The 20924-nt window shown below is 74.0% G+C and carries 20 protein-coding genes; 11 read left to right on the top strand and 9 right to left on the bottom strand.

The genetic code is table 11. The annotated features are described in order from the left end of the window. Positions 1-79: 79 nt before the first annotated feature. The 5 genes from PV364_RS22955 to PV364_RS22935 all read left to right on the top strand — a co-directional run bounded on the left by PV364_RS22955 (position 80) and on the right by PV364_RS22935 (position 4635). Positions 80-1291, top strand: coding sequence for an NAD(P)/FAD-dependent oxidoreductase (locus PV364_RS22955; RefSeq protein ID WP_319662079.1), 1212 nt, complete (start codon positions 80-82; stop codon positions 1289-1291). A gap of 100 nt (positions 1292-1391) precedes the next feature. Then, entirely contained in the window at positions 1392-1757 is a 366-nt protein-coding gene (locus PV364_RS22950) for an Rv2175c family DNA-binding protein (RefSeq protein ID WP_319662078.1), read from the top strand. A 100-nt stretch (positions 1758-1857) separates the two neighbouring features. After that, complete coding sequence (thiE, locus tag PV364_RS22945) at positions 1858-2523, top strand: thiamine phosphate synthase (protein ID WP_319662077.1); 666 nt, start codon at positions 1858-1860, stop codon at positions 2521-2523. 121 nt (positions 2524-2644) lie between these two features. Then, complete coding sequence (metF, locus tag PV364_RS22940; protein WP_319662075.1) at positions 2645-3562, top strand: methylenetetrahydrofolate reductase [NAD(P)H]; 918 nt, start codon at positions 2645-2647, stop codon at positions 3560-3562. Between the two features lie 56 nt (positions 3563-3618). Beyond that, positions 3619-4635: a hypothetical protein gene (locus PV364_RS22935; protein ID WP_319662074.1), complete on the top strand. Its 1017-nt coding sequence runs from the start codon at positions 3619-3621 to the stop codon at positions 4633-4635. Here the strand turns inward: PV364_RS22935 and PV364_RS22930 are convergent. The 5 genes from PV364_RS22930 to PV364_RS22910 form a co-directional block, all read right to left on the bottom strand. Beyond that, the gene (locus PV364_RS22930; protein WP_319662073.1) at positions 4632-6131 is read right to left on the bottom strand and encodes an NAD(P)/FAD-dependent oxidoreductase; all 1500 of its coding nucleotides are present in this window, start codon (positions 6129-6131) and stop codon (positions 4632-4634) included. The genes PV364_RS22935 and PV364_RS22930 overlap by 4 nt on opposite strands. Before the next feature lie 10 nt (positions 6132-6141). Continuing rightward, positions 6142-6756, bottom strand: a complete 615-nt coding sequence (locus tag PV364_RS22925) for a DUF4126 domain-containing protein (RefSeq protein ID WP_319662072.1) — start codon at positions 6754-6756, stop codon at positions 6142-6144. A gap of 288 nt (positions 6757-7044) precedes the next feature. After that, positions 7045-7656 (bottom strand): TetR/AcrR family transcriptional regulator, encoded by a 612-nt coding sequence (locus PV364_RS22920; RefSeq protein ID WP_319662071.1) that lies wholly within the window; start codon positions 7654-7656, stop codon positions 7045-7047. 34 nt (positions 7657-7690) lie between these two features. Continuing rightward, entirely contained in the window at positions 7691-9805 is a 2115-nt protein-coding gene (locus tag PV364_RS22915; protein ID WP_319662070.1) for a YhgE/Pip domain-containing protein, read from the bottom strand. Continuing rightward, positions 9777-10577 (bottom strand): ABC transporter ATP-binding protein, encoded by an 801-nt coding sequence (locus PV364_RS22910; RefSeq protein WP_415924591.1) that lies wholly within the window; start codon positions 10575-10577, stop codon positions 9777-9779. Before PV364_RS22910 ends, PV364_RS22915 begins: the two co-directional genes overlap by 29 nt. A 173-nt stretch (positions 10578-10750) precedes the next feature. Between PV364_RS22910 and PV364_RS22905 the strand changes: the two genes are divergently transcribed. The 3 genes from PV364_RS22905 to PV364_RS22895 all read left to right on the top strand — a co-directional run bounded on the left by PV364_RS22905 (position 10751) and on the right by PV364_RS22895 (position 12740). Continuing rightward, positions 10751-11239: an SAV_6107 family HEPN domain-containing protein gene (locus PV364_RS22905; RefSeq protein WP_319662068.1), complete on the top strand. Its 489-nt coding sequence runs from the start codon at positions 10751-10753 to the stop codon at positions 11237-11239. A gap of 87 nt (positions 11240-11326) precedes the next feature. After that, complete coding sequence (locus PV364_RS22900; RefSeq protein WP_319662067.1) at positions 11327-12097, top strand: methyltransferase; 771 nt, start codon at positions 11327-11329, stop codon at positions 12095-12097. 235 nt (positions 12098-12332) lie between these two features. After that, a complete protein-coding gene (locus tag PV364_RS22895) occupies positions 12333-12740 on the top strand; it encodes a DUF3040 domain-containing protein (RefSeq protein ID WP_319662066.1) in 408 nt (135 codons plus the stop codon). Between the two features lie 208 nt (positions 12741-12948). Here the strand turns inward: PV364_RS22895 and PV364_RS22890 are convergent, their stop codons facing one another. The 4 genes from PV364_RS22890 to PV364_RS22875 all read right to left on the bottom strand — a co-directional run bounded on the left by PV364_RS22890 (position 12949) and on the right by PV364_RS22875 (position 18440). Beyond that, a complete protein-coding gene (locus PV364_RS22890; protein WP_319662267.1) occupies positions 12949-15435 on the bottom strand; it encodes a DUF3488 and transglutaminase-like domain-containing protein in 2487 nt (828 codons plus the stop codon). Further along, entirely contained in the window at positions 15435-16778 is a 1344-nt protein-coding gene (locus PV364_RS22885) for a DUF58 domain-containing protein (protein WP_319662065.1), read from the bottom strand. Before PV364_RS22885 ends, PV364_RS22890 begins: the two co-directional genes overlap by 1 nt. A gap of 33 nt (positions 16779-16811) precedes the next feature. Beyond that, a complete protein-coding gene (locus PV364_RS22880) occupies positions 16812-17789 on the bottom strand; it encodes a MoxR family ATPase (RefSeq protein ID WP_319662064.1) in 978 nt (325 codons plus the stop codon). Positions 17790-17897: 108 nt separating this feature from the next. Then, the gene (locus tag PV364_RS22875; RefSeq protein WP_319662063.1) at positions 17898-18440 is read right to left on the bottom strand and encodes a carbonic anhydrase; all 543 of its coding nucleotides are present in this window, start codon (positions 18438-18440) and stop codon (positions 17898-17900) included. Positions 18441-18684: 244 nt separating this feature from the next. Between PV364_RS22875 and mraZ the strand changes: the two genes are divergently transcribed. The 3 genes from mraZ (at position 18685) to PV364_RS22860 (ending at position 20767) form a co-directional block, all read left to right on the top strand. Next, a complete protein-coding gene (mraZ, locus tag PV364_RS22870) occupies positions 18685-19116 on the top strand; it encodes a division/cell wall cluster transcriptional repressor MraZ (protein ID WP_319662062.1) in 432 nt (143 codons plus the stop codon). Positions 19117-19331: 215 nt separating this feature from the next. Beyond that, positions 19332-20300: a 16S rRNA (cytosine(1402)-N(4))-methyltransferase RsmH gene (gene rsmH, locus PV364_RS22865; RefSeq protein ID WP_319662061.1), complete on the top strand. Its 969-nt coding sequence runs from the start codon at positions 19332-19334 to the stop codon at positions 20298-20300. Continuing rightward, positions 20297-20767 (top strand): septum formation initiator family protein, encoded by a 471-nt coding sequence (locus PV364_RS22860; RefSeq protein ID WP_319662060.1) that lies wholly within the window; start codon positions 20297-20299, stop codon positions 20765-20767. Before rsmH ends, PV364_RS22860 begins: the two co-directional genes overlap by 4 nt. Positions 20768-20924: the final 157 nt, after the last annotated feature.

Raw genomic sequence — 20924 nt, 5'->3', positions numbered from 1 at the left:
GCCACTTTAGTACGCACCACTGACGGCGAGTAGGGCGCCGGTACCGGGGTGCGCGCCGCGCGGCGTTACGGTGATCAGCGTGACCAGCAGCAGCGAGCAGCGCGTCGTCGTCGTCGGGGCCGGGATGGCCGGGGTGCAGACCGCCGTGTCCCTGCGGGAGCAGGGGTGGGGCGGCGCGATCACGCTGCTCGGCGCGGAGCGGCATCCGCCGTACGACCGGCCCCCGCTGTCCAAGGGCGTCCTCTTCGGCGCCGACGAGGGTCCGGGCGCGCTGCTGGACGTGGACTTCGGCGGCATCGGCGTCCAGCTGCTGCTCGGCCGGCACGCGAGCGCGCTGCGCCCGGACGAGCGCCAACTGCTCACCGACGCGGGCCCGGTGGAGTACGACAAGCTGGTCGTGGCCAGCGGCGCCGAGCCGCTGACGCTGCCGGGCAGCGAGGGCGTGCCCGGCGTGCACGTGCTGCGCACCCTGGACGACGCCGCCCGGCTGCGGCCGGTCCTGGAGGCGCGGAACACGGTCGTCGTGGTCGGCGCGGGCTGGATCGGCGCCGAGTTCGCCACCGCCGCCCGGCACGCGGGCTGCGCCGTGACCGTCGTCGAGGCCGCCGACCGGCCGCTGGCGGGCGTGCTGCCCGAGCGGATCGCCGACCGGATGCGCGGCTGGTACGCGGAGGCCGGCGTCGACCTGCGCACGGGCGCCGCCGTCGCCGGGGTCGAGCCGGGCGCCGTGCGGCTCGCCGACGGCAGCGTGATCGCCGCGGAGGCCGTCGTCGTCGGCATCGGCGCCCGGCCGGCGACGGGCTGGCTGGCGGGCTCCGGGGTCGACCTCGGCCCGGACCGGTCGGTCCTGGCCGACGACCGGCTGCGCACCTCCGTACCCGACGTGTACGCCGTCGGCGACTGCGCCTCCTTCCCCTCCGCCCGGTACGGGCAGCGGCTGCTCATCCACCACTGGGACAACGCGGTCCAGGGGCCCCGCACCGCGGCCGCCAACATCCTGGGCGGCGACGAGGTCTACGACCCCGTCCCGTACTTCTGGTCCGAGCAGTTCGGCCGCTTCGTCCAGTACGCGGGGTACCACGTCGACTCCGACGAAATGCTGCTGCGGGGCGACCCGGACGGCCTCGCCTGGTCCGTGCTGTGGCTGCGCGACGGTGTGCTGGTCGCCCTCTTCGCGGTGGGCCGTCCGCGCGACCTCGCCCAGGCCCGCAAGCTCATCGCGCGGGAGGCCCGGGTCGACCGGGCCCTGGTGGCCGACCCCGCCGTGCAGCTGCGGACCGCCGTCGTCTGACGGCCGCCGAGCCGCGCGGCCGGCCCCGCGGAACGCCCCGCATGCCCCTGGTGGACGCCACGAGTACCGCGGTACGGGTCCGGGATGGCACGCTTGTCCTGTGACCGAGATCGACGCAAAGATTGATGCCCTCGTACCCTCCTGGCTCAACGTCCCCGACATCGCCGAGCAGCTCGACGTGGAGGTGACCCGGGTCCGCCAGCTGATCAAGGAAGGGCAGCTCATCGCGGTGCGCCGCGGGGAGAACAGGGTGCTGATGGTCCCCGCCGACTTCATCGGCGACGGGAAGATCGTGAAGGGCCTCGCCGGCACGCTCAACCTGCTCAAGGACGACGGGTTCAGCGACGAGGAAGCCCTGGAGTGGCTGTTCACCCCGGACGAGAGCCTGCCCGGCACGCCGGTGCAGGCCCTGCGCGAGAACCGCGGGACCGAGGTGAAGCGCCGGGCCCAGGCGCTGGCCGTCTGAGCCGTTCGACCAGCGCACCCGGCGCGCCGAGCGCGCCCAGCGCATATCACCGCACGTACCGCTGGTACGGCACGTACCGCACCCGAGGGGGACCCACCGCATGAGCATCCGCGCGAGGCTCGCCGACGCCCGGCTCTACCTGTGCACCGACGCCCGCCGGCGCCAGGGCGGCATCGCGGAGTTCGCGGCCTTCGCGGACGCCGTGCTGGCGTCCGGGGTGGACATCGTGCAGTTGCGCGACAAGGGCATCGAGGCCCGCGAGGAGCTGGAGTACCTCGCGGTCCTCGGTGACGCGTGCCGGCGGCACGGCGCACTGCTCGCCGTGAACGACCGCGCGGACGTGGCGCACGCGGCCGGGGCCGACGTCCTGCACCTCGGGCAGGGCGACCTGCCGGTGCCGGCCGCGCGGGCGATCCTCGGCTCCGGCGCGGACTCCCCGGTCGTCGGACGGTCGTGCCACTCCGAGTCCGAGGCGGCCGCGGCCGCCTCGGAGCCCGGTGCGGACTACTTCTGCACCGGGCCGGTGTGGCCGACCCCGACCAAGCCGGGCCGCCCCGCGCCCGGGCTGGGCCTCGTCCGCTACGCGGCGGGGCTCGGCACGGACCGGCCGTGGTTCGCGATCGGCGGCATCGACCTGGACAACGCCGAGCAGGTGCTGGAGGCGGGCGCACGGCGGATCGTCGTCGTACGGGCCGTCACCGAGGCCGACGACCCCGGCGCGGCCGCCGCGGAGCTCGCCAAGCGGGTCCGCTCCTACACCGGCTGACCCCGCGGGCCGGCGGCCCGGACGGCCGACCGCTCGTCGGCCGGGCCCGGCGTGTCCAGGGAGTGAACATTTCCCCGCGTCCTGTTGGGGCCCTCCGGCCCCCGCGGCTAGCCTGAGGCGCATGGCCCTCGGAACCGCTTCCACCAGGACCGATCACGCGGTCACCATTCGTGAGCTGCTGGCCTCGGGGCAGCGCTCGTACTCCTTCGAGTTCATGGCGCCGAGGACCGAGAAGGGCGAGCGGACGCTGTGGGACGCCATCCGCCGCATCGAGGCGGTGGGCCCCACCTTCGTCTCCGTCACCTACGGCGCGGGCGGCACCTCGCGGTCCGGCACCGTCCGGGCGACCGAGCGCATCGCGTCCGACACCACCCTCACGCCCGTGGCGCATCTGACCGCGGTCGACCACTCCGTCGCGGAACTGCGCAACATCATCGGCCAGTACGCAGACGCCGGGATCCGCAACATGCTCGCGCTGCGCGGCGACCCGCCCGGCGACCCGATGGGGGAGTGGCAGCGGCACCCCGAGGGGGTGGACTACGCCTACGAACTCGTGCGGCTCATCAAGGAGTCGGGCGATTTCTGCGTCGGCGTCGCGGCCTTCCCGGAGATGCACCCGCGCTCGAGCGACTGGGAGAGTGATACGCGTCACTTCATCGAGAAGTGCCGCGCGGGCGCCGACTACGCCATCACCCAGATGTTCTTCGACGCCGAGGACTACCTGCGGCTGCGTGACCGGGTCGGGAAGGGCGGTTGCGAGACGCCCATCATTCCGGAGATCATGCCGGTCACGAACGTGCGGCAGATCGAGCGCTTCGCCCAGCTCGGCAACGCGCCTTTCCCGCCGGAGCTCGCGGACCGTATCCTCGCGGTCAAGGACGATCCGGCCGCGGTGCGGGCGATCGGGGTCGAGTACGCGACGGAGATGTGCCGGCGGCTGATGGCCGAGGACATTCCCGGGCTGCACTTCATTACCCTTAATCACTCCACGGCGTCGTTGGAAATCTACGAGAATCTGGGACTGCACCAGAGGTCGTGAGGGCGGAGCCGCCGCCCCGGTGGGCCGACGACGGTGAACGGTGAGGAAGTGCTCTCATGGCCTACACAGTGCTCTACATCGCCTTCGGCGTGGTCGCGCTGTGGCTGCTCGGCGAAGTGCTGCTCCAGTACAAGGCCCGGCTCAGGTGGCGGCTGCTCGCCTTCGCGGGATTCATGGGCGTCGTCCTCGGCGTCTACCTGCCGTCCGTCGTGGTGATCGTGCTGGGCGCGCTGGCCTTCGGCACCGGCCAGACCTTCGTGACGCTCTCCTACCGGCGGGGCTTCGTCGAGGGCTGGGCCCTCAAGGCCCCCAAGGGCGACGACCTCGACGACGACGACGCCGCCGACTCCGACGACGACCCGGCCGAGCCCGAGCCCGCCTCCCGGCGCGCCGGCGGACGCCGCGGCCGGGGCGGGCGCGGCGAGGCGGCCGAGGGCTACGGTGCCGAGTCCGTGACGCAGGGTCCGGCCGAGGAGCACAACTCCGGCGTGCCGGAGGCCGCCGGCGTCGGGCAGTCGTACGACGCCTACGCCGGGGCCCGGGGCGCCGGGGCGCCGGAGGCGCACGGCATGGACTCCACGCAGGTCTACCAGCCCATGCCCATGCACGAGGACAGCGGCGAGTACCCGACGTTCGACGGGCAGCAGCCCGGCTACACCCCCGACCCGTACACCAGTGGCGGCTACGAGGGCTACGGCACCACCGGCTACGGCGACTGGAACAGCGGGGCGCAGCAGCAGCCTGCCGCGGCCGCGTACGACGCCTACGGCCAGCCGCAGCAGACCGGCGGCTGGGAGACCCAGCAGGCCTATGGCACCTACGGCGGCTACCAGGACCCCTACCAGCAGGGGCAGCAGGGGCAGCAGGGCGCCGGAGCCCCGCAGCAGCAGGGGTACGGCTACGACACGCCCGCGGGGGGCGTCTGGGTGCCGCAGCAGGGCGGCGAGCAGCAGCCGTACATCCCGCAGCAGCAGAACTCCTACGACCAGCAGCAGCAACAGCAGCCGCACGAGCAGCAGCAGGGCCAGGGGCAGGGGCAGTACGACCCGTACGACCCCTACCGCTACAACTAGCGGCTGCCGCCGGGGCCGCCCATGATCAGGTCGGCGGTGACGGCTGCGGACATGCCGGTGTGAGCGAGCCCGCCACCGGGGTGGGACCAGCCGCCGACGAGGTGGAGGCCGGGGACCGGGGTGCGGTTGTCCGGGTGGAGGTGCGCTCCGTCGGCGCCGGCCAGGGCCGGCCGGGGGAGCCGGCCGCCCGGGAGCCCCGTCTCCCGCTCGGTGTGGGCCGGGGTGTGCACCATGCGCCACAGCAGCCGTTCGGCGAGGTCCGGCAGGGCGGCGGAGGCCGCCGCGAGCACCGCGTCCGCGTAACGGTCCGCGACACCGGGGGCGTTCCAGTCGAGCCCGTGGGCGCCCTGCGGCGGCACGGTCGCGCTGACGGTGACCGCCTCCGACCGGTCGTCAGGGCGCAGGGTGTCGTCGTCGGGCCGCAGCACCGTGACGGTCATCCGCTCGTGCAGCTCACCGCGGGCCAGGGCGGCCGCCTCCGCCGCCTGGTCGGGGGCGTGGACGACCGTGCGGTGCGGGGTACCGGCGGGCCGGGCACCGCGTAGCGCCAGGCACACCGTGAGCCGGCCGGGGCCCGCGCCGTCCAGGCCCTGCGGCGCGGGACCCGCGGCGCCGGGCAGCAGTGCCGACAGCGCCAGGGGCGCGACGCCCGCGACGACCTGTTCGGCCTCCGCCCTTGTGCCGTCGGCGAGTTCGAGCCCCGCCGCGCGTCCGTCCTTCTCCACGACCGCCGTCACGTCCGCGCCGAAGTGGAACGCCACGCGCCGCTCCAGGCACCGCTGGTGCACGGCGTCCGCCAGGGCGCGCATGCCGCCGCGCACGTACCAGGAGCCGAAGGTCTGCTCGATGTACGGCAGCACGGCGGCGCTCGCGGGGGCGGTCCGCGGGTCGAAGCCGTGGGCGAGGGCGTAGGAGCCGAGCAGACCGGCGAGCCGCGGGTCGCGCAGCTCGCGCGCGGCGGTCTCGGCCAACGTCGGTGCGCCCCGCCGGAACAGGCCGCGGCGGACCGGAGCCGCCGGGTACGGGTCGCGGCCCAGGACGTCCGGGTCGGCGGCGAGCGCGTCCTCCAGCAGGGGCCGGCGGGTGGCGTCCCACACGTCGCGGGCGCGCACCAGCAGGTCGCTCCAGCGCTCGCCCGAGCCCGCCCCCAACGCGGCGTCCAGCGCGGCCACCACACCGCCGCGCGAGGCGTTCGGCAGCACGACGTCCGTGCCGTCCGCGAACAGATGACGGCCGGCGGGGTCGACCTGGGACAGCGCGACGCTCTGCTCCAGGCTCTTCTTGCCGGTCTTGAGGAACAGGTCGCGGTAGACCGCCGGGAGATGCAGCAGGCCGGGACCGGTGTCGAACCCGAAGCCGTCGCGCTCGTACCGGCGGACGGCACCGCCGTGCGTGTCCGCGCGCTCGTACACCGCCACCCGGTGCCCGCCCGTGGCGAGCCGGGCGGCGGCCGCCATGGCGCCCATACCCGCGCCGATCACCGCAATCCGTGCCATGTCGAGGACCCTATCCCCACCCGCTGACAGTGCCGGGACCGGACCTGCGCTGACGGCGGCGCTCCCGCCAGCGACGCCAGTAGCGGCGGATCCGGGACATCACGAAGAACACCGTCACCGTGCCGAGCGCGAGCAGCGTCGCCGCGACGGCCGCCGCCGCGACCGGGTGGAACAGCGCGAGCACGATGACCCCGGAGACGCCGATGTCCTCGGCGAGACTGACCACGATGTTGCTCGCGGGCTCGGGCGAGGTGTTGACCCCCATCCGCAGTCCGGCCTTCACCAGATGGCTGACCAGTGCCGTCGTGCCGCCGACCGCCCCGGCCGCCAGCTCCGGCAGCGAGCCGTCGTGGCCCGCGAGCAGCGCGGCCACGACGGTGCCCGCGACGGGCCGGATCGCGGTGTGCACGGCGTCCCACGCCGTGTCGACGTAGGGGATCTTGTCCGCCACCGCCTCGCAAAGGAAGAGCACGCCCGCGGCGATCAGTACGTCCGGGCGCTCCAGCGCCGGGGGCACCTCGTCGCTGATCCCGGTGGCGCCCATCAGGCCGAGCAGGAAGACCACGGCGTAGGCATTGATCCCGCTCGCCCAGCCGCTGGTGAATACGAGCGGAAGAACCGACATGGGCGCTGATGCTAGCGAAGCCGCGCCCAGGGCTTTGAGCGGTACCGCCCAGTACTGAGTATCCGTACCTAGACGCGCACTTGAGTACGCGCGCGGATGAGCGGAACCCCGTCGGGACGCCAAGGTGGTGTCAACGGACGGGCAAGGCGCCGGAACCGCCGGCACGGGGCGGCGGAACGGCGCGGCGCCCGGACGGGAACGGGGGCACCACGGGGGAGCGTCGCCCCGGCACGGCCCGACGGGGGATCGGGTCGCACCGGGGCGGCGCGCTCCTGTTGTTTTCCGGCTCTAGGCGCGGGCCTGGCCCGCGACCCGGCCCTGCAACAGCCGGGACAAGGCGGCGTGCACGTCGTCGATCGACCGCTCCGGCTGGAACGACAGCCAGTCGAGCGCCGCCACCAGCACCATGCCGAACAGGGCGGCCGCCGTCAGCGGCACGTCGATCTCGTCGCTCAACTCGCCCGCCTCCACGGCCGCCTGCAGCGTGCGCTCCACGACGGCCACCGCCTCCTTGCGCAGCACCATGAGCGTGTCCTGCCAGGCCCGGTTGGTGCGCCACAACTCGGCCACGTACAGCTGCGTGAACGACGGGTACTCCGCGATGAAGGCCAGGCCCGCGCGGATCATCGCGTCGATCGCGTCCACATGGGAGCCGCCGCGCGCGGTCACGGTGTCGCCCGCCTCCTGCAGCGAGGTGGTGAGCAGGCCGACGCCGTGCCGCAGCAGCTCCTCGAAGAACTCGTTCTTGCTGGTGAAGTTGTAGTAGACCGTGCCCTTGGCCACGCCGGCGCGCTCGGCGATCTCGTCCACCGTGGTGGCGGAGAAGCCCTGCTCGGCGATGAGGGTGACCGCGGCCTGGAAGAGCTTCTGCCGGGTGGCCTGCCGTCGTGCACTGTTCATGACGTCGATTGTCTACGGCCGCGCCGCACCGGCGTCACAGGGACAGCTCCGGGTGCAGCCGGGCCGGCGTCCATACCTGCTTGCGGAGCGCCGACCACGCGGTGAGCGCCAGCGCGCCCGCCGTGAAGGCCGCCAGCACCAGGCAGGCCCGCCACACCGGCCACAGGCCGCCGCCCGTGATGAGGTGCCGCAGTCCCTCGACGACGTAGCTCATCGGCAGGAACGGGTGGACGGCGTTGAAGAAGCCCGGGCTGGTCTGCACGGGGTAGGTGCCCCCGGCCGAGGTCAGCTGGAGCATGAGCAGCGCCAGCACCAGGACGCGGCCCGCCGGGCCGAAGCGGGCGTTGAGCCACTGCACGATCGCGCCGAAGCAGGCGGTCACCAGCGCCAGGAAGCCGATCGTGCCCCCGGCGCGCGCCATGTGGAGGCCGATGGCCCAGTGCAGCACGGCCATGAGCGCGAGCGCCTGCAGGACGCCGATGGCGACCACCGGCAGCCAGCCCGCCACCGCGATGCGCCACGCGGGCGCGCCTGCCGCCAGGGCGCGCTTGCTCAGCGGCTGCAGCAGCATGTAGGCGACCATGGCGCCCACCCAGAGCGAGAGCGGGATGAAGTAGGGGGCGAAGCCGGTGCCGTAGTTGGGCGCCTTGTGCAGCGCGCCCGACGCCAGCCGCACCGGGTCGGCCATCACCTCGGTGCGGTCGTCGCGGTCCTTGGTGCCGTAGTCGGGGATCCGCGCGGCGCCGTCGTGCAGGCCGTCGGCGAGCCGCGCGCTGCCGTCGGTCAGCCGGGTCAGGCCGCCGGTCAGCCGGTTGCTGCCGTCCGACAGCCGGTACATGCCGCCGGCCAGGCCGTTCGCGCCGGAGGACAGGCCGGTCAGTCCGCTGTCGAGGGTGCCGGCCCCCGACGAGGCGGTGTGCAGACCGTTCGAGACCTTCCTGGCACCGTCGTTGAGTTCGTTGACGCCGTCGACGGCGCTCTGCAGCCTGCCGGCCAGGTGCGGGTCGGACAGGTCCGTGGCGACCGAATGCAGCGTGCCCAGGTCGCCGCGGAGGCCGTCCAGTTGCGCGCCGTGGGTGCGCACATAGGTGTCGAGCCGGCCGGCGACCCCCACCACCTCGTCCGCGGCGTCCCCGGCCCTGTCGAGCGCCCGGCATTCGGGGGTCGCCGCGCCGAGCGGGCACTGCTGCGCGTAGGCGCTGTGCACCTGGGCGGCGGCGGCCCTGGCGTCGGTGACGGCGCGCTCCGCCTGCCCCGGCAAGTCGCCGAGACCGTCCTGCGCGGCCCGTGATCCCCGCGCGACGAGTCGCGCCACCGCGTTGATCTCCTTGACGTGCCTCTTGACGAAGGCGAGTTCGTCGGACGCGCCGTTCACCTCGTCGGCCAGCGTCTGGGTGCCGGCCGCGACGCGGCCGGCACCGGCGTCCAGCGTGTCCAGCCCGGTGGCGAGGGCGTGGCTGCCCTTCTTCGCGTCACGCAGCCCGTTGGCCAGCCGCCGTGCGCCGTCCTCGGCGCTGTCGATGCCGTCACCGAGTTCCTTGGAGCCCGTGCGGGCCGTTCCGGCTCCCTTGGTGACGTCGTCCGCGCCGTCGGCTGCCTTCACCGTCCGGTCGTGGAGGTCGGAGAAGGAGACGAAGATCTTGTCGTAGAAGCCGCGCGAGGCCTTGGTGGAGGCGGCCGAGCGCACCTCGGAGAACACCGTGCGGGAGATCTGGCCGACGATGTAGTTGTTGGCGTCGTTCGTGCGCACCTGGAGGGCGCCGGTCTCGGGCCGCCGGCCCGCGCTGGAGCCGATCCGGGCGCTGAAGTCGGACGGGATGGTCAGCGAGAGGTAGTAGGTGCCGTCCTCGACGCCGTCGGCGGCCTCGGCGGCGGTGGTCTCGTGCCAGTCGAAGGTGTCGCTGCGGCGCAGCCCGTCGACGATGGAGTCGCCCGCGGCGAGCCGGTCGCCGTCCACGGTGGCGCCCTTGTCGGCGTTCACCAGGGCGACCGGGATCTTGTCCAGCCGCCCGTACGGGTCCCAGAACGACCACAGGTACAAGGCGCCGTAGAGCAGCGGCAGGAGCAGCAGCGACACCATCGCGGCGCGGGGCAGCCGCCCCCTGCCGAACCTCCTCAGCTCAAGCGCTGCCAGCCGCGGCGTGCGCATCCGACGCCCCCTCCTCGCTCGTGGGGACGGCGTTCCCGCCGGCCCCGGTCCCGATCCCGCTTCCGGTGGCGCTGTCCGGGCCGCCCGCGGCCACGGGTGGGTGCGTGCGGACCACGACGGCGTCGTCCTCGGGCGCCTGTGTGCAGACCGCCAGCACGGTGGTGCCGCCGGCGGCGACACCGCGCAGCATCGCCCAGGCCAGGTCGCGTTCGGCCGGGCCCAGCTTGTGGTCGGCGTCGTCGACGGCCAGGACCCGGGGTCGGCCGAGCAGCGCGAGCGCGGTGCCCAGGCGCAGGGCCTCGAGCCGTTCCAGGTCGCGGGCGGCGGTGCGCTCGGCCTTGGGCAGCGTGGCCGGGTCCAGCCCGGCCGCCTCCAGGGCCTCCGCGACGCGGAGCCGGCCTGCGGCCTGCCGCTCGGCGCGCGGTCGCACCAGTTGGCGCAGCGAGTCGCCGAACCGCTGCTGCAGCAGGACCCGTTCGCGCAGATGCTCGCCCACGGTGAGCGCGGGGTCGAGTTCGAAGACCCCGTCGACCGGGCCGAGCGCGGCGACCCGCCGGACGGCGGCGAGCTGCCGGGGCAGCCGGTACCCGGCCACCTCGGCGTGTCCCTCGCCGGCCCGCATGCGTCCGGTGAGCGCGAGCAGAAGACTCGTGCGGCCGGACCCCGAAGCTCCCTCGACGGCGATCAGGCTGCCGGCCGGAGCCGTGAAGGTGACGTCCCGGAACACCCAGCCCCGAGGTCCCTCGAGCCCGAACCCTTCCGCGGTGATCACTCGCCCGCCCCCGTCTTCGTAATTGAACTGACTGGTCAGTGCAAAAACTGTAGCGCACTCCGGCGCCGCCCATCGAACGCGCAGGTCAGGGCGATTGTCAGAGGTGTGCTTCACGATGAGTTGCGAAGGGCCAGGAACTGTCGGACACGTCATACGAAGACAGGAGGTACGTGATGACCGCGCCAGCTCGCAGGACCGCCGCCGGCGGCGGTGCCACCGACGTCCATCCCGTGCTGCGCAGGGCGGGCGCGCCCGCGGCCGCGCTCGATCTGCTCGCCCAGGCCGCGCGAGGGCTGCAGGAGGCCGCCGTGCTGGAGGCCGCCAACGACCGCTACGCCACCGCCCATTTGGCCGCGCTGCGCACCGCGGCCGCCGTGCTCGCCGTGCGCGGCCGGCCGGAACCGACCAAGCGCCGCCGGCAGCGCATCCGCAGCGCGTGGGAGGTGCTGCCCGAGGTCGCGCCGGAACTGACGGAGTGGAGCGCCCTGTTCGAGGCGGGCGCGCAGCGCCGGGCCCTGGCCGAGGCCGGGATACCGGGTGCCGCCACCCGGCGGGACGCCGACGATCTGGTCCGGGCCGCCGGGATGTTCCTGCGGCTCGTGGAGCGCATGCTCGCACTGCAGCCCGCCCTGCCGCGCCGGCAGGTGGACCGCCCGGCTTGATCGGGAGGCTTCGCGCGGCCCACTAGAGTGGGTGCCAGGCCGGGCCCACCGGTCCCGAGCCCCGACCGCCCGCGAGGAGCCGTCCGCATGTCCCGTCCAGGAGGGGCCGAACCGCTGCGTCCCCGCGCAGCCCTGCGTACTGCCGTGGTCTGGGAGGTCCTGCGCGAGGCGCTGGACCGGCAGGCCAAGGCCGTCGGCCGCGACGTCCTCGACGTGCTCGACACGGGCGGGGGCACCGGCAACTTCGCGGTGCCGGTGGCCAGTCTGGGTCACCGCGTCACCGTCGTCGACCCCAGCCCCGACGCGCTCTTCGCCCTGGAGCGGCGCGCCGCCGAGGCCGGCGTGACCGAACGCGTCCACGGCGTCCAGGGCGACGCCCACGGACTCCTGGACGTCGTGCCCGCCGGCAGCCAGGACGTGGTGCTCTGCCACGGCGTGCTGGAGTACGTGGACGATCCCGCCGAGGGCGTCCGCAACGCCGTCGGCAGCCTGCGCCCCTCCGGGACCCTGAGCCTGCTCGCCGCCGGCCGCCACGGGGCGGTGCTCGCGCGTGCCATCGCCGGTCACTTCACCGAGGCCCGGCAGACCCTCGACGACGCCGACGGCCGCTGGGGCGAGGGCGATCCGATGCCGCGCCGCTTCACCGCCGAGGAACTGACCGGCCTGGTCGCCGACGCGGGCCTGCGGGTCGGCGCGGTGCACGGCGTGCGGGTCTTCGCCGATCTGGTCCCCGGCGTCCTGGTGGACACCGAACCGGGCGCCCTGGAGGCGCTCCTGCGACTGGAACTCGCCGCCGCGGAGCAACCCGCTTTTCACGCGGTGGCCACCCAACTGCACGTGCTGGCCGAGCGCGGCTGACACCGTCCCCCGGGCCGGGGGGCCTTACACCTTCCGGTCACCCAGCGGGAGGAGTCGGTCACACGCCCCCCGAGAAGCGGTTCCGGGCCGTATGCTGGCATGACGTGGCGTTCGACGGGGAAAACCTCCCCCGTCGGATTGGCGCAGTGGGGCGGGTTTCACGGGGGCGATTCCCTGCCTATCCTGGAAGGGTCGTAACGGTCGCTCCCCCGCGACCGACGAGTAGGAGGACTCCGTGCCGCTCTCGGAGCACGAGCAGCGCATGCTCGAGCAGATGGAGCGAGCGCTGTACGCCGAAGATCCCAAGTTCGCGTCGGCGCTTGAGGGAAGCGGGCTGCGCACCTACACCAGGCGGCGGGTCTACCTGGCTGTGGCGGGCTTCCTGGTGGGCATCGGGCTGCTGATGGCCGGCATGATCGCCCAGCAGCCGTGGATCAGTGTCGTGGGCTTCCTGGTCATGCTCGGCTGTGCCGTCCTCGCCGTCACCGGCTGGCGTCGCGCTGCGCGGCCGGGTTCCACCGCGGCCCCTGCAGGACATTCTCATCCGGGCACCCCGGGCCGTGCACGTCGTCAGTCGCGCCGCGGCATGATGGACCGCATCGAGGAGCGGTGGCAGCGCCGCCGCGACGAACAGGGCCAGTGAGCCACGGCCCACCGACCTCCACCGTCTTCGCCCATGGGGGCGGGATCCCGACCGGGACCCCGCCCCCATCCGCGTCCCCGGGGCCGATCGGCGGCCGGCGCGGCGTCCCTGCCGCCCGAGAGGCGGCGGCGTCTCGGAGCCGCCCACGGACGGCGGAGGGGCGGCCTCCCTGCCGGGAATGCCGCCCCTCCGCCGTCCGTGGACCCCGCTAGGGGGCGTCGCGCCGCAGCGGGCGGCGCAGCGCGTCACCGGCGTCCCGGAAACGCTCGGCGGCGCGGACCCGCCGGTCGGCCCAGGCCTCGCTCAGCCGCCACACGACCCTCACCGCTGAACGCGGCAGCAGCAGCGCCCGCAGCCGGGTGAGACGGTCGGCGGAGTGCCGCAGGCCGTCCGTCACCAGGCGCACGTCGGCCGCGCTCCCCACGGCCGCGACCGGCCGCGGCGAGAACAGGGCCTGCTCCACGGCGCCGGCGAGCCGCCTGGCCGCCTCCTCCGCGGGGCCCTGCAGCCCTCCGACCCCGGCCAGCCGGGCCACCACCGCGCGCGGCGTCTCCGAGTCGTCGGGTGGCAGTCCGTAGTCCCAGGCGGTGTCGGTGAGCTCCTGCCAGGCCGCCAGCGTGCGCGCGCCCTCATGGACGCCCGGATCGGACGGGTCCCGTCCGGTCAGCCGCAGCCACGCCGCGACAGCCGCCGGGTCGCTCCCGCGGGTCAGCCGGCGCACCCGCAGCCGGTGCCGCCACAGCAGCGGCGCGAAGAACAGCAGGACCAGCAGCGCGAGCACGATCCCGGCCCCGAACCACACGCTGGCCAGCATGTCCCGCACGTCCTGCCAGAAGCCGCCGTCCGGCGAGGTGCTGTCGGCGGACCCGGCCAGCGGGTCGCAGTCGCCGAGCTGGATGTCCTTGGCCCGGCAGGTCGGCGAGGCGGTCGGACCGGCGCTCGGCGCGGTGGTCGCGCTCTGCTGCGGGGTGTCCGTGGCGGCACCGGCCGGATCCGAGGCCGAGGTCTCCACCGTGTAGTCCGGGGTGGTGCCCCGGGTCGGGGTGGGCTCGAAGCGGGTCCACCCCACGCCTTCGAAGTACAGCTCGGGCCAGGCGTGCGCGTCCTTCAGCCCCACCGAGTACGTGCCGTCGGACTCGGGAGTGCCCGGGGTGAAGCCCACGGCCACCCGGGCCGGGATGCCGAGCGTGCGGGACATCGCCGCCATGGTGAAGGCGAAGTGGATGCAGAAGCCTTCCTTGTTCTTCAGGAACCGCGTGATCGCCTGCACCCCTGTGCCCGACCGCACCGAGGTGTCGTACGTGAAGGCGCCCGAGGTGAACCAGCGCTGCAGCGCCACGGCCCGCTCGTAGTCGTTGGTGGCGTTCTTGGTGATCTCCAGCGCGGTGCGGTTGACCTCGTCCGGCAGCGAGTCCGGCACCTTGGTGTACTCCGCGCGCAACTTGGCCGGTGCCGGAGGGGCGGCGGCCAGTTGCTGAGCCGTCGGCTGCAGCCGCAGGCTGGTGACCTCGTAGCTGGCACCGGAGGTGTTCTGCCCGCGGTCGCCGATGATGGTGCGACCCTCGGGCTCGTACCGCCACCGGCCGTCGATGCGCACCTTCTGGGCCGGGTACGGCATCGGCAGCCACATCTGCACGTAACCGCGGTCGGCCACGACCGAGGTCTCGGTCAGCGAGGTGGCGATCTGCGGACCGAGCCCCTGGGGGACCGGCAGCACCTTGGGAACGTCGGTGAGGGCGCGCTGCGAGGGCTCCCACTTGTCGCCGGTGAACTGGTCGAGGGAGACGATGCGCAGGTACATGTCCGCGGTCGTCTGGGCGTTGGTGCGGTAGCGGAGGACCTCGCGGTCGTCGGGCTGGTTCAGGTTGTCCTGCAGGGCGACCACCGGGTTGACCGCGGCGATCGTCCCGCCCCCGCCCCCGCCGCCCTGGCCCGCGCCCGTGGCGCCGAGCAGCCCGCCGCCGAGCCCGGGTGCCAGGCCCGCCAGGAGCGCCACGCCCAGGGCGACCGCCCCGATGCGGTGCCCGGTGCGCACCGGTGCCACCGGGCCGCCGGCCGACAGTGCCGCGGGGCCGTTCCCGCCGCGCGGCGCGCCGCCCGCACCGCCGAATATCCGGCCCCAGCGTGAGAGCCGGTCCCGGCCCTCGGCGAGCAGGAGCAGCAGGTAGCCCACGCCGGCCAGGAGGAAGAGCCACCACTTGCTCGCGCCCCCGGACAGCCCGGCCGCGACCGAGTACAGCGCCAGCAGCGGCAGCCCCGCCGGGGCCGCGCTGCCGTAGGTGACGGCCAGCGCGTCCACGACCAGCCCGATGAGCACGACGCCGCCCACCAGCAGCAGGCGGATGCCCTCGGTGACCGGTGCCGGGATCGCGAACTGGCCCACGTCCTGCACGCCCGCCGTCAGCAGGCGCCCGAACTCGGTGAAGGCCGGCGGTCCGGGGAACACCCCGAGCACGGCCTGGTCGTGGACGAAGAGCAGGGTCAGCGCCAGCAGCGACACGATCGCCTGCGCCCCGATCGTCAGCGGCCGGGCCAGCGGCACCCGCCGGGCCGCCGCGCCGACGCCGGTCTGCAGCAGCACCAGGACCATCGCCTGCAGAATCCACGAGCTCGGCGTCGCCAGCGGGGTCAGGGCGAAGGAGGTCAGGATCGTCGCCAGTGCCGCGAACGCCGCGATCCGTGCGCGTCCGCTCATCATCGGGTTCCCGCCTCCTCCTGGGCGCGGCGCCGGTCGGCGCGCTGCCACAGCTCCGCCAGACCGTCACCGTGGGAGACCGTCAGCACCGTCCAGCCGGCCTCGCGCAGCAGCCGTGCGCCGCGCGCGCTGCCGTCCTCGGCGCTCTCCGGGCCCGCCGACGGGTCGGGCAGCCCCGCGCCGTAGTACGCGTCGCCGGTGTCCGCCCCGCCCCAGGCCTCGCGGCTCATCAGGAAGGCGACGGCACCGCCGGCCCGCTGGCGCATCCGGGCGGCCATCGCGGCCTGCTCCTCGTCCAGGTCGCCGAAGAACGCCACGAGCAGCCCCTCGGTGCCGGCCCGCAGCACGTCGAGCGCCCGCGACAGCCCCGCGCCGTCGGAGTGGTCGATCACGGCCAGCGTGTCGAGCAGCACCCCGGCCGCGTCCGAGGTGTCCGAGCCGAAACCCTCGTTGCCGGGCACGGTGCTGCCGTTGTCGGTCAGCAGCCGTACCGTGTAGCCCCGCTCCAGCATGTGCACCGCCACGGATGCGGCCCCGGAGACCGCCCACTCGAAGGCGGAGTCGGGCCCGGCCCCGAAGTAGGCGAGCTCCCTGGTGTCCAGCAGGACCGTGCAGCGGGCCCGGTGCGGCTGCTCCTCGCGGCGCACCATCAGCTCGCCGTACTTGGCGGTGGAGCGCCAGTGCACGCGGCGCAGGTCGTCCCCGTAGCGGTAGCCGCGCGGGATCACGTCGTCCTCGCCGGCCAGCGACAGGGCGCGGGTGCGGCTCTCGCCGTATCCGGAGGAGTCGCCCTTGAGCTTGACCGCGGGCAGCGACTCGACCCGGGGCACCACGGTGAGGGTGTCCTGCGCGCTGAAGGAACGCGTCAGTTCGCACATGCCGAAGGGGTCCGTCAGCCGCAGCTGCAGCGGTCCCAGCGGGTAGCGGCCCCGCAGGTCGGAGCGGACCCGGTAGGAGACCTCCCGGTGTCCGCCGGGCTCCACGCGGTCCAGCACGAACCGCGGCCGCGGCCCCAGCACGTACGGCACCCGGTCCTGGAGCATCAGCAGCCCGGTGGGCAGCCGCGACACGTTGTCCACCCGCAGGTGGACACGGGCCTCCGACATCGCCGGCACCCGCGACGGAGTCAGCCGGCGGCTGCCCGCGACGCGGTACCGCGTCCGGTGGAGCACGGTCACGCACAGCAGCGGCAGTACGGCCAGCAGCAGGCCGACGCGCAGCAGGTCGGTCTGGCCCAGCACGAACGCGCAGACCGCGGCGGCCACGCCCGCCGCGAGGAAGGAGCGGCCTCGGGTGGTGAGGCCGCCCAGGGCGGCGCGGAGGCCGCCTTCACGCTCGGTCACGCGATGCCTCCTGCGCCCCGCCCCGTCTCGGATTCATCGGCTGCCGTACGGGTCGGGTACCGGGGTGCGCTGCACGATCTCGGCGACGACCTGTTCCGGCGTGCGCCGGTTCAACTGGGCCTGCGCCGTGGGCAGCAGACGGTGTGCCAGGACCGTGGAGGCCAGCGACTGGACGTCGTCCGGGAGGACGAAGTCCCGGCCGTCCAGGGCCGCCGCCGCGCGGGCGGCGCGCACCAGGTGCAGCGTCGCGCGGGGGGAGGCGCCCAGGCGCAGGTCGGGATGGTCGCGGGTGGCGGAGACCAGGGAGACGGCGTAGTGCCGCACCGCGGCCGACACGTGCACCGTGCGTACCGCCTCGACCAGTTTGACGATCTCGTGGGCGTGGGCCACCGGCTGGAGGTCGTCCAGCGGGCTGACGCCCGCGTGCACGTCCAGCATCTCCAGCTCCGCCTCCAGGCTCGGGTAGCCGATGGAGACCCGGGCCATGAAGCGGTCGCGCTGCGCCTCGGGCAGCGGGTACGTCCCCTCCATCTCCACCGGGTTCTGGGTGGCGATGACCATGAAGGGGCTCGGCAGCGGGTAGGTGCTGCCGTCGATGGTGACCTGCCGCTCCTCCATCGACTCCAGCAGCGCCGACTGCGTCTTGGGCGACGCCCGGTTGATCTCGTCGCCCACGACGATCTGCGCGAAGATCGCGCCCGGCTTGAACTCGAAGTCGCGGCGCTGCTGGTCGAAGACGCTGACGCCGGTGATGTCGGACGGCAGCAGGTCGGGCGTGAACTGGATGCGCCGGACCGAGCAGTCGATCGACCGGGCCAGTGCCTTGGAGAGCATCGTCTTGCCGACGCCGGGGACATCCTCGATCAGGAGGTGTCCCTCGGCGAGCAGCACCGTCAGGGCAGTCCGTACGACCTCGGGCTTGCCCTCGATCACGTTCTCCACCGACCGTCGTACGCGGTCCGCCGTGGCGGTCAGATCGCTGAGGCTTGCTCGCGACTCATAGGTCGTCACCCGGTTCTCCTCGGCCCGTTCCTAGGGTCGCGGCCATCCCTGGACCGGCCCTCCCCGTGTTCATGGAGCATTCTCTCCTCAACTATGCTCCGCGTCACTCGGCTTCCGTTACTCGTTCGTGATTTCCCGGAGCAGGCCGGTGTGCACGTCGAAGACAAATCCCCGCACATCGTCCGTATGGGCCAGGAACGGCGAGGTCCGCACGCGCTGCATGGACTGCCGGACGTCCTGGTCGACGTCGCGGAACGCCTCCACCGCCCAGGTCGGCCGCTGGCCGACCTCGTGCTCCAGCTCGGTACGGAAGTCCTCGGTCAGCGACTCCAGGCCGCAGCCGGTGTGGTGGATCAGCACCACCGAGCGGGTGCCGAGGGCGCGCTGGCTGATGGTGAGCGAGCGGATGGTGTCGTCGGTGACCACGCCGCCCGCGTTGCGGATCGTGTGGCAGTCGCCGAGCTCGAGGCCGAGCGCGGCGTGCAGGTCGATCCGGGCGTCCATGCAGGCGACCACGGCGACCTGGAGGACCGGCCGGGCGTCCATGCCGGGGTCGCTGAACCGCGCCGCGTAACCGCGGTTCGCCTCGACCAGGCGTTCGGTGACGGAGGAGGTGCCGGTGCCGGCGCGGTCCGCCGGCTGCTGCGCGTTTGTCGACATGGGACGACCGTAGACGGCGTGGGGCCGACACACCCGCTGCCGGGTCCGGCAAAACTCGGTCAAACACCCGCAGTGTGAGGTAACCCACAGGCGCCGTCGCCGATCGCCCATGCGAGTGATTCCGATGCGGCCGCACCCCTGTACGCCCGTGCCGGGGCGGGCTTCTCGTTGACCGTGGGGCCCGGTGGAGTAAAGTGGCGCGAAGTGGGTCGCCAGCCAGTGGCCGGTCAAGCGGGAGGTGCGGATGTTCCTCGGGACGTACGCGCCGCGGCTGGACGACAAGAGCCGGCTGGTCCTGCCTGCGAAGTTCCGCGAGCAGTTCGCCGACGGCCTGGTCATCACCAAGGGGCAGGAACGCTGCCTCTGTGTCTGGCCCGTGGCGGGCTTCCGTGCCCTGACCGAGGAGCTCGGCAGGGCGCCGGTCACCTCGAAGGCGGCTCGGGACTACATGCGCGTGCTGTTCGCCGGCGCCCACGACGAGGTGCCCGACAAACAGGGCCGGGTCACTCTTCCGCAGCCGCTCCGCGACTACGCCGGCCTGCGCCGGGACTGCGCCGTCATCGGTGCCAACACCCGGGTGGAGGTGTGGGACGCGACCGCCTGGGAGGAGTACCTGTCCGCCCAGGAGGACGCCTTCTCGGCGCTGTCGCAGGAGGTGCCGCCCGGCCTACTGTGACCCCGCCCGTTCCGGCCCCGCCCCACCGCACACCGAACCTTCCGAGGAGCCGCGCACACCCCCTGATCTAGCCTGATGGCTCACGTACGAGTACGTGACGCTCGGCCTCCTCCCGCTCTCCGGTCCGCCGGCACTCCTTCCCCGGTGCCAGGGGTCCGTCCACGAGCGGGCGGGGACCCAGTGGTACGTCCCCGGAAGTACTTGAGAAGGGCCCCATGAGCACCACCCCCTCCGAGCCACGCCACGTCCCGGTCATGCTGGACCGCTGCCTGGACATGCTGGCCCCCGCCCTCGGCGCCCCGGGCGCCGTGGTCGTGGACGCCACCCTCGGCCTCGGCGGGCACAGCGAGGCCCTGTTGCGGCGCTTCCCGGAGGCCCGGCTCGTCGCGGTGGACCGCGACCCCGCCGCGCTGAAGCTGGCGGGGGAGCGGCTCGCCCCCTACGGCGACCGGGCCACCCTTGTGCACGCCGTCTACGACGAGCTGCCCGAGGTGCTCGACCGGCTCGGCGTCCCCCGTGTGCAGGGCGTCCTGTTCGACCTCGGCGTCTCCTCCATGCAGCTCGACGAGGCGGACCGGGGCTTCGCCTACGCCCAGGACGCGCCGCTCGACATGCGGATGGACCAGAGCAGGGGCATCAGTGCCGCCGAGGTGCTCAACACCTATCCGCCGGGCGAACTGGTCCGCGTCCTGCGCGAGTACGGCGAGGAGAAGTTCGCGCGCAAGATCGTCGAGGCGGTCGTCAGGCAGCGGGCCCACGAGCCCTTCTCGCACAGCGCGCGGCTGGTCGAGCTGATCCGTGAGGCGCTTCCCCAGGCCGCCAAGCGCACCGGGGGCAACCCGGCCAAGCGCACCTTCCAGGCGCTGCGCATCGAGGTCAACGGCGAGCTGACCGTGCTCGAGCGGGCGATCCCGGCCGCCGTCGCGGCGCTCGCGGTGGGCGGCCGGATCGCCGTGCTGTCGTACCACTCGCTGGAGGACCGCCTGGTCAAGGGGGTCTTCGCGGCCGGCGCGGCCACCACCGCGCCCCCGGGGCTGCCGGTCGTCCCCGAGGAGTACCAGCCCCGGCTCAAGCTGCTCACGCGCGGCGCCGAACTCCCGACGGAGGACGAGATCGCCGCCAACCGCCGCGCGGCCCCCGCCCGGTTGCGCGGCGCGGAGCGGATCAGGGAGGCCCGGGCATGAGACGGCGCACGGCGGCACGGTCGCCCTTCGTCCTGCTGATCGTGCTCCTGCTCGGTGGCGGCCTGATCACCCTGCTGCTGCTCAACTCCGCGGTGAACCGGGACTCCTTCAAGCTCAGCGAGCTGCAGAAGGAGACCACCCAGTACACCGACGACGAGCAGGAGCTGCAGCAGGAGGTCGACCAGTACTCCGCCCCGGACGCCCTCGACCGGCGCGCCCGCGAGCTCGGCATGGTGCCCGGCGGCAACCCGGCCTTCCTCGCCCCCGACGGCTCCGTGCTCGGCGACCCGGGCAACGCGACCGACGCCCCGGTGCCCCCACCGTCCCCGAGCACCGCCCCGGCGACGGTGGCCCCCAGCGGCTCCGCCGCCGCCTCCCTCGGCCCCGTGCCCTCCGTCGGCCCGTCGGGGGGACCGACCGCCAGTTCGTCCGCCAGTCCGTCCGTCACCCCCCAGGAGACGCCGTGACCCCCGCCCCCGCCCCCGCACCGGGACGCCGGCGAACCCCGCCGTCCCGCGCCGGTGAAGGTACCGCCGCGTGGTGAGCCACGACGGCGAACCGCCCCGCAGGCGGCCCGCGCCCGGCGCCGGCCGCGAGGCGGCGGGGCGCCGCCAGCCCCCGCGC

This window comes from Streptomyces sp. MI02-7b (assembly GCF_033793585.1).
In the GTDB taxonomy this organism is placed as follows: Bacteria; Actinomycetota; Actinomycetes; order Streptomycetales; family Streptomycetaceae; genus Actinacidiphila.
Note: the sequence above shows the minus strand (reverse complement) of the source record. Positions and strands in the feature narration are given on the sequence as shown.

Bases quoted from the DNA above. Each gene is read 5' to 3' on its own strand.
- mraZ (WP_319662062.1), top strand. From the start codon at position 18,685: ATGTTCCTCGGGACGTACGCGCCGCGGCTGGACGACAAGAGCCGGCTG.
- PV364_RS22915 (WP_319662070.1), bottom strand. From the start codon at position 9,805: ATGCGCACGCCGCGGCTGGCAGCGCTTGAGCTGAGGAGGTTCGGCAGG.
- PV364_RS22860 (WP_319662060.1), top strand. From the start codon at position 20,297: ATGAGACGGCGCACGGCGGCACGGTCGCCCTTCGTCCTGCTGATCGTG.
- PV364_RS22920 (WP_319662071.1), bottom strand. From the start codon at position 7,656: ATGAACAGTGCACGACGGCAGGCCACCCGGCAGAAGCTCTTCCAGGCC.
- thiE (WP_319662077.1), top strand. From the start codon at position 1,858: ATGAGCATCCGCGCGAGGCTCGCCGACGCCCGGCTCTACCTGTGCACC.
- PV364_RS22890 (WP_319662267.1), bottom strand. From the start codon at position 15,435: ATGAGCGGACGCGCACGGATCGCGGCGTTCGCGGCACTGGCGACGATC.
- metF (WP_319662075.1), top strand. From the start codon at position 2,645: ATGGCCCTCGGAACCGCTTCCACCAGGACCGATCACGCGGTCACCATT.
- PV364_RS22930 (WP_319662073.1), bottom strand. From the start codon at position 6,131: ATGGCACGGATTGCGGTGATCGGCGCGGGTATGGGCGCCATGGCGGCC.
- PV364_RS22905 (WP_319662068.1), top strand. From the start codon at position 10,751: ATGACCGCGCCAGCTCGCAGGACCGCCGCCGGCGGCGGTGCCACCGAC.
- PV364_RS22925 (WP_319662072.1), bottom strand. From the start codon at position 6,756: ATGTCGGTTCTTCCGCTCGTATTCACCAGCGGCTGGGCGAGCGGGATC.
- PV364_RS22875 (WP_319662063.1), bottom strand. From the start codon at position 18,440: ATGTCGACAAACGCGCAGCAGCCGGCGGACCGCGCCGGCACCGGCACC.
- rsmH (WP_319662061.1), top strand. From the start codon at position 19,332: ATGAGCACCACCCCCTCCGAGCCACGCCACGTCCCGGTCATGCTGGAC.
- PV364_RS22900 (WP_319662067.1), top strand. From the start codon at position 11,327: ATGTCCCGTCCAGGAGGGGCCGAACCGCTGCGTCCCCGCGCAGCCCTG.
- PV364_RS22935 (WP_319662074.1), top strand. From the start codon at position 3,619: ATGGCCTACACAGTGCTCTACATCGCCTTCGGCGTGGTCGCGCTGTGG.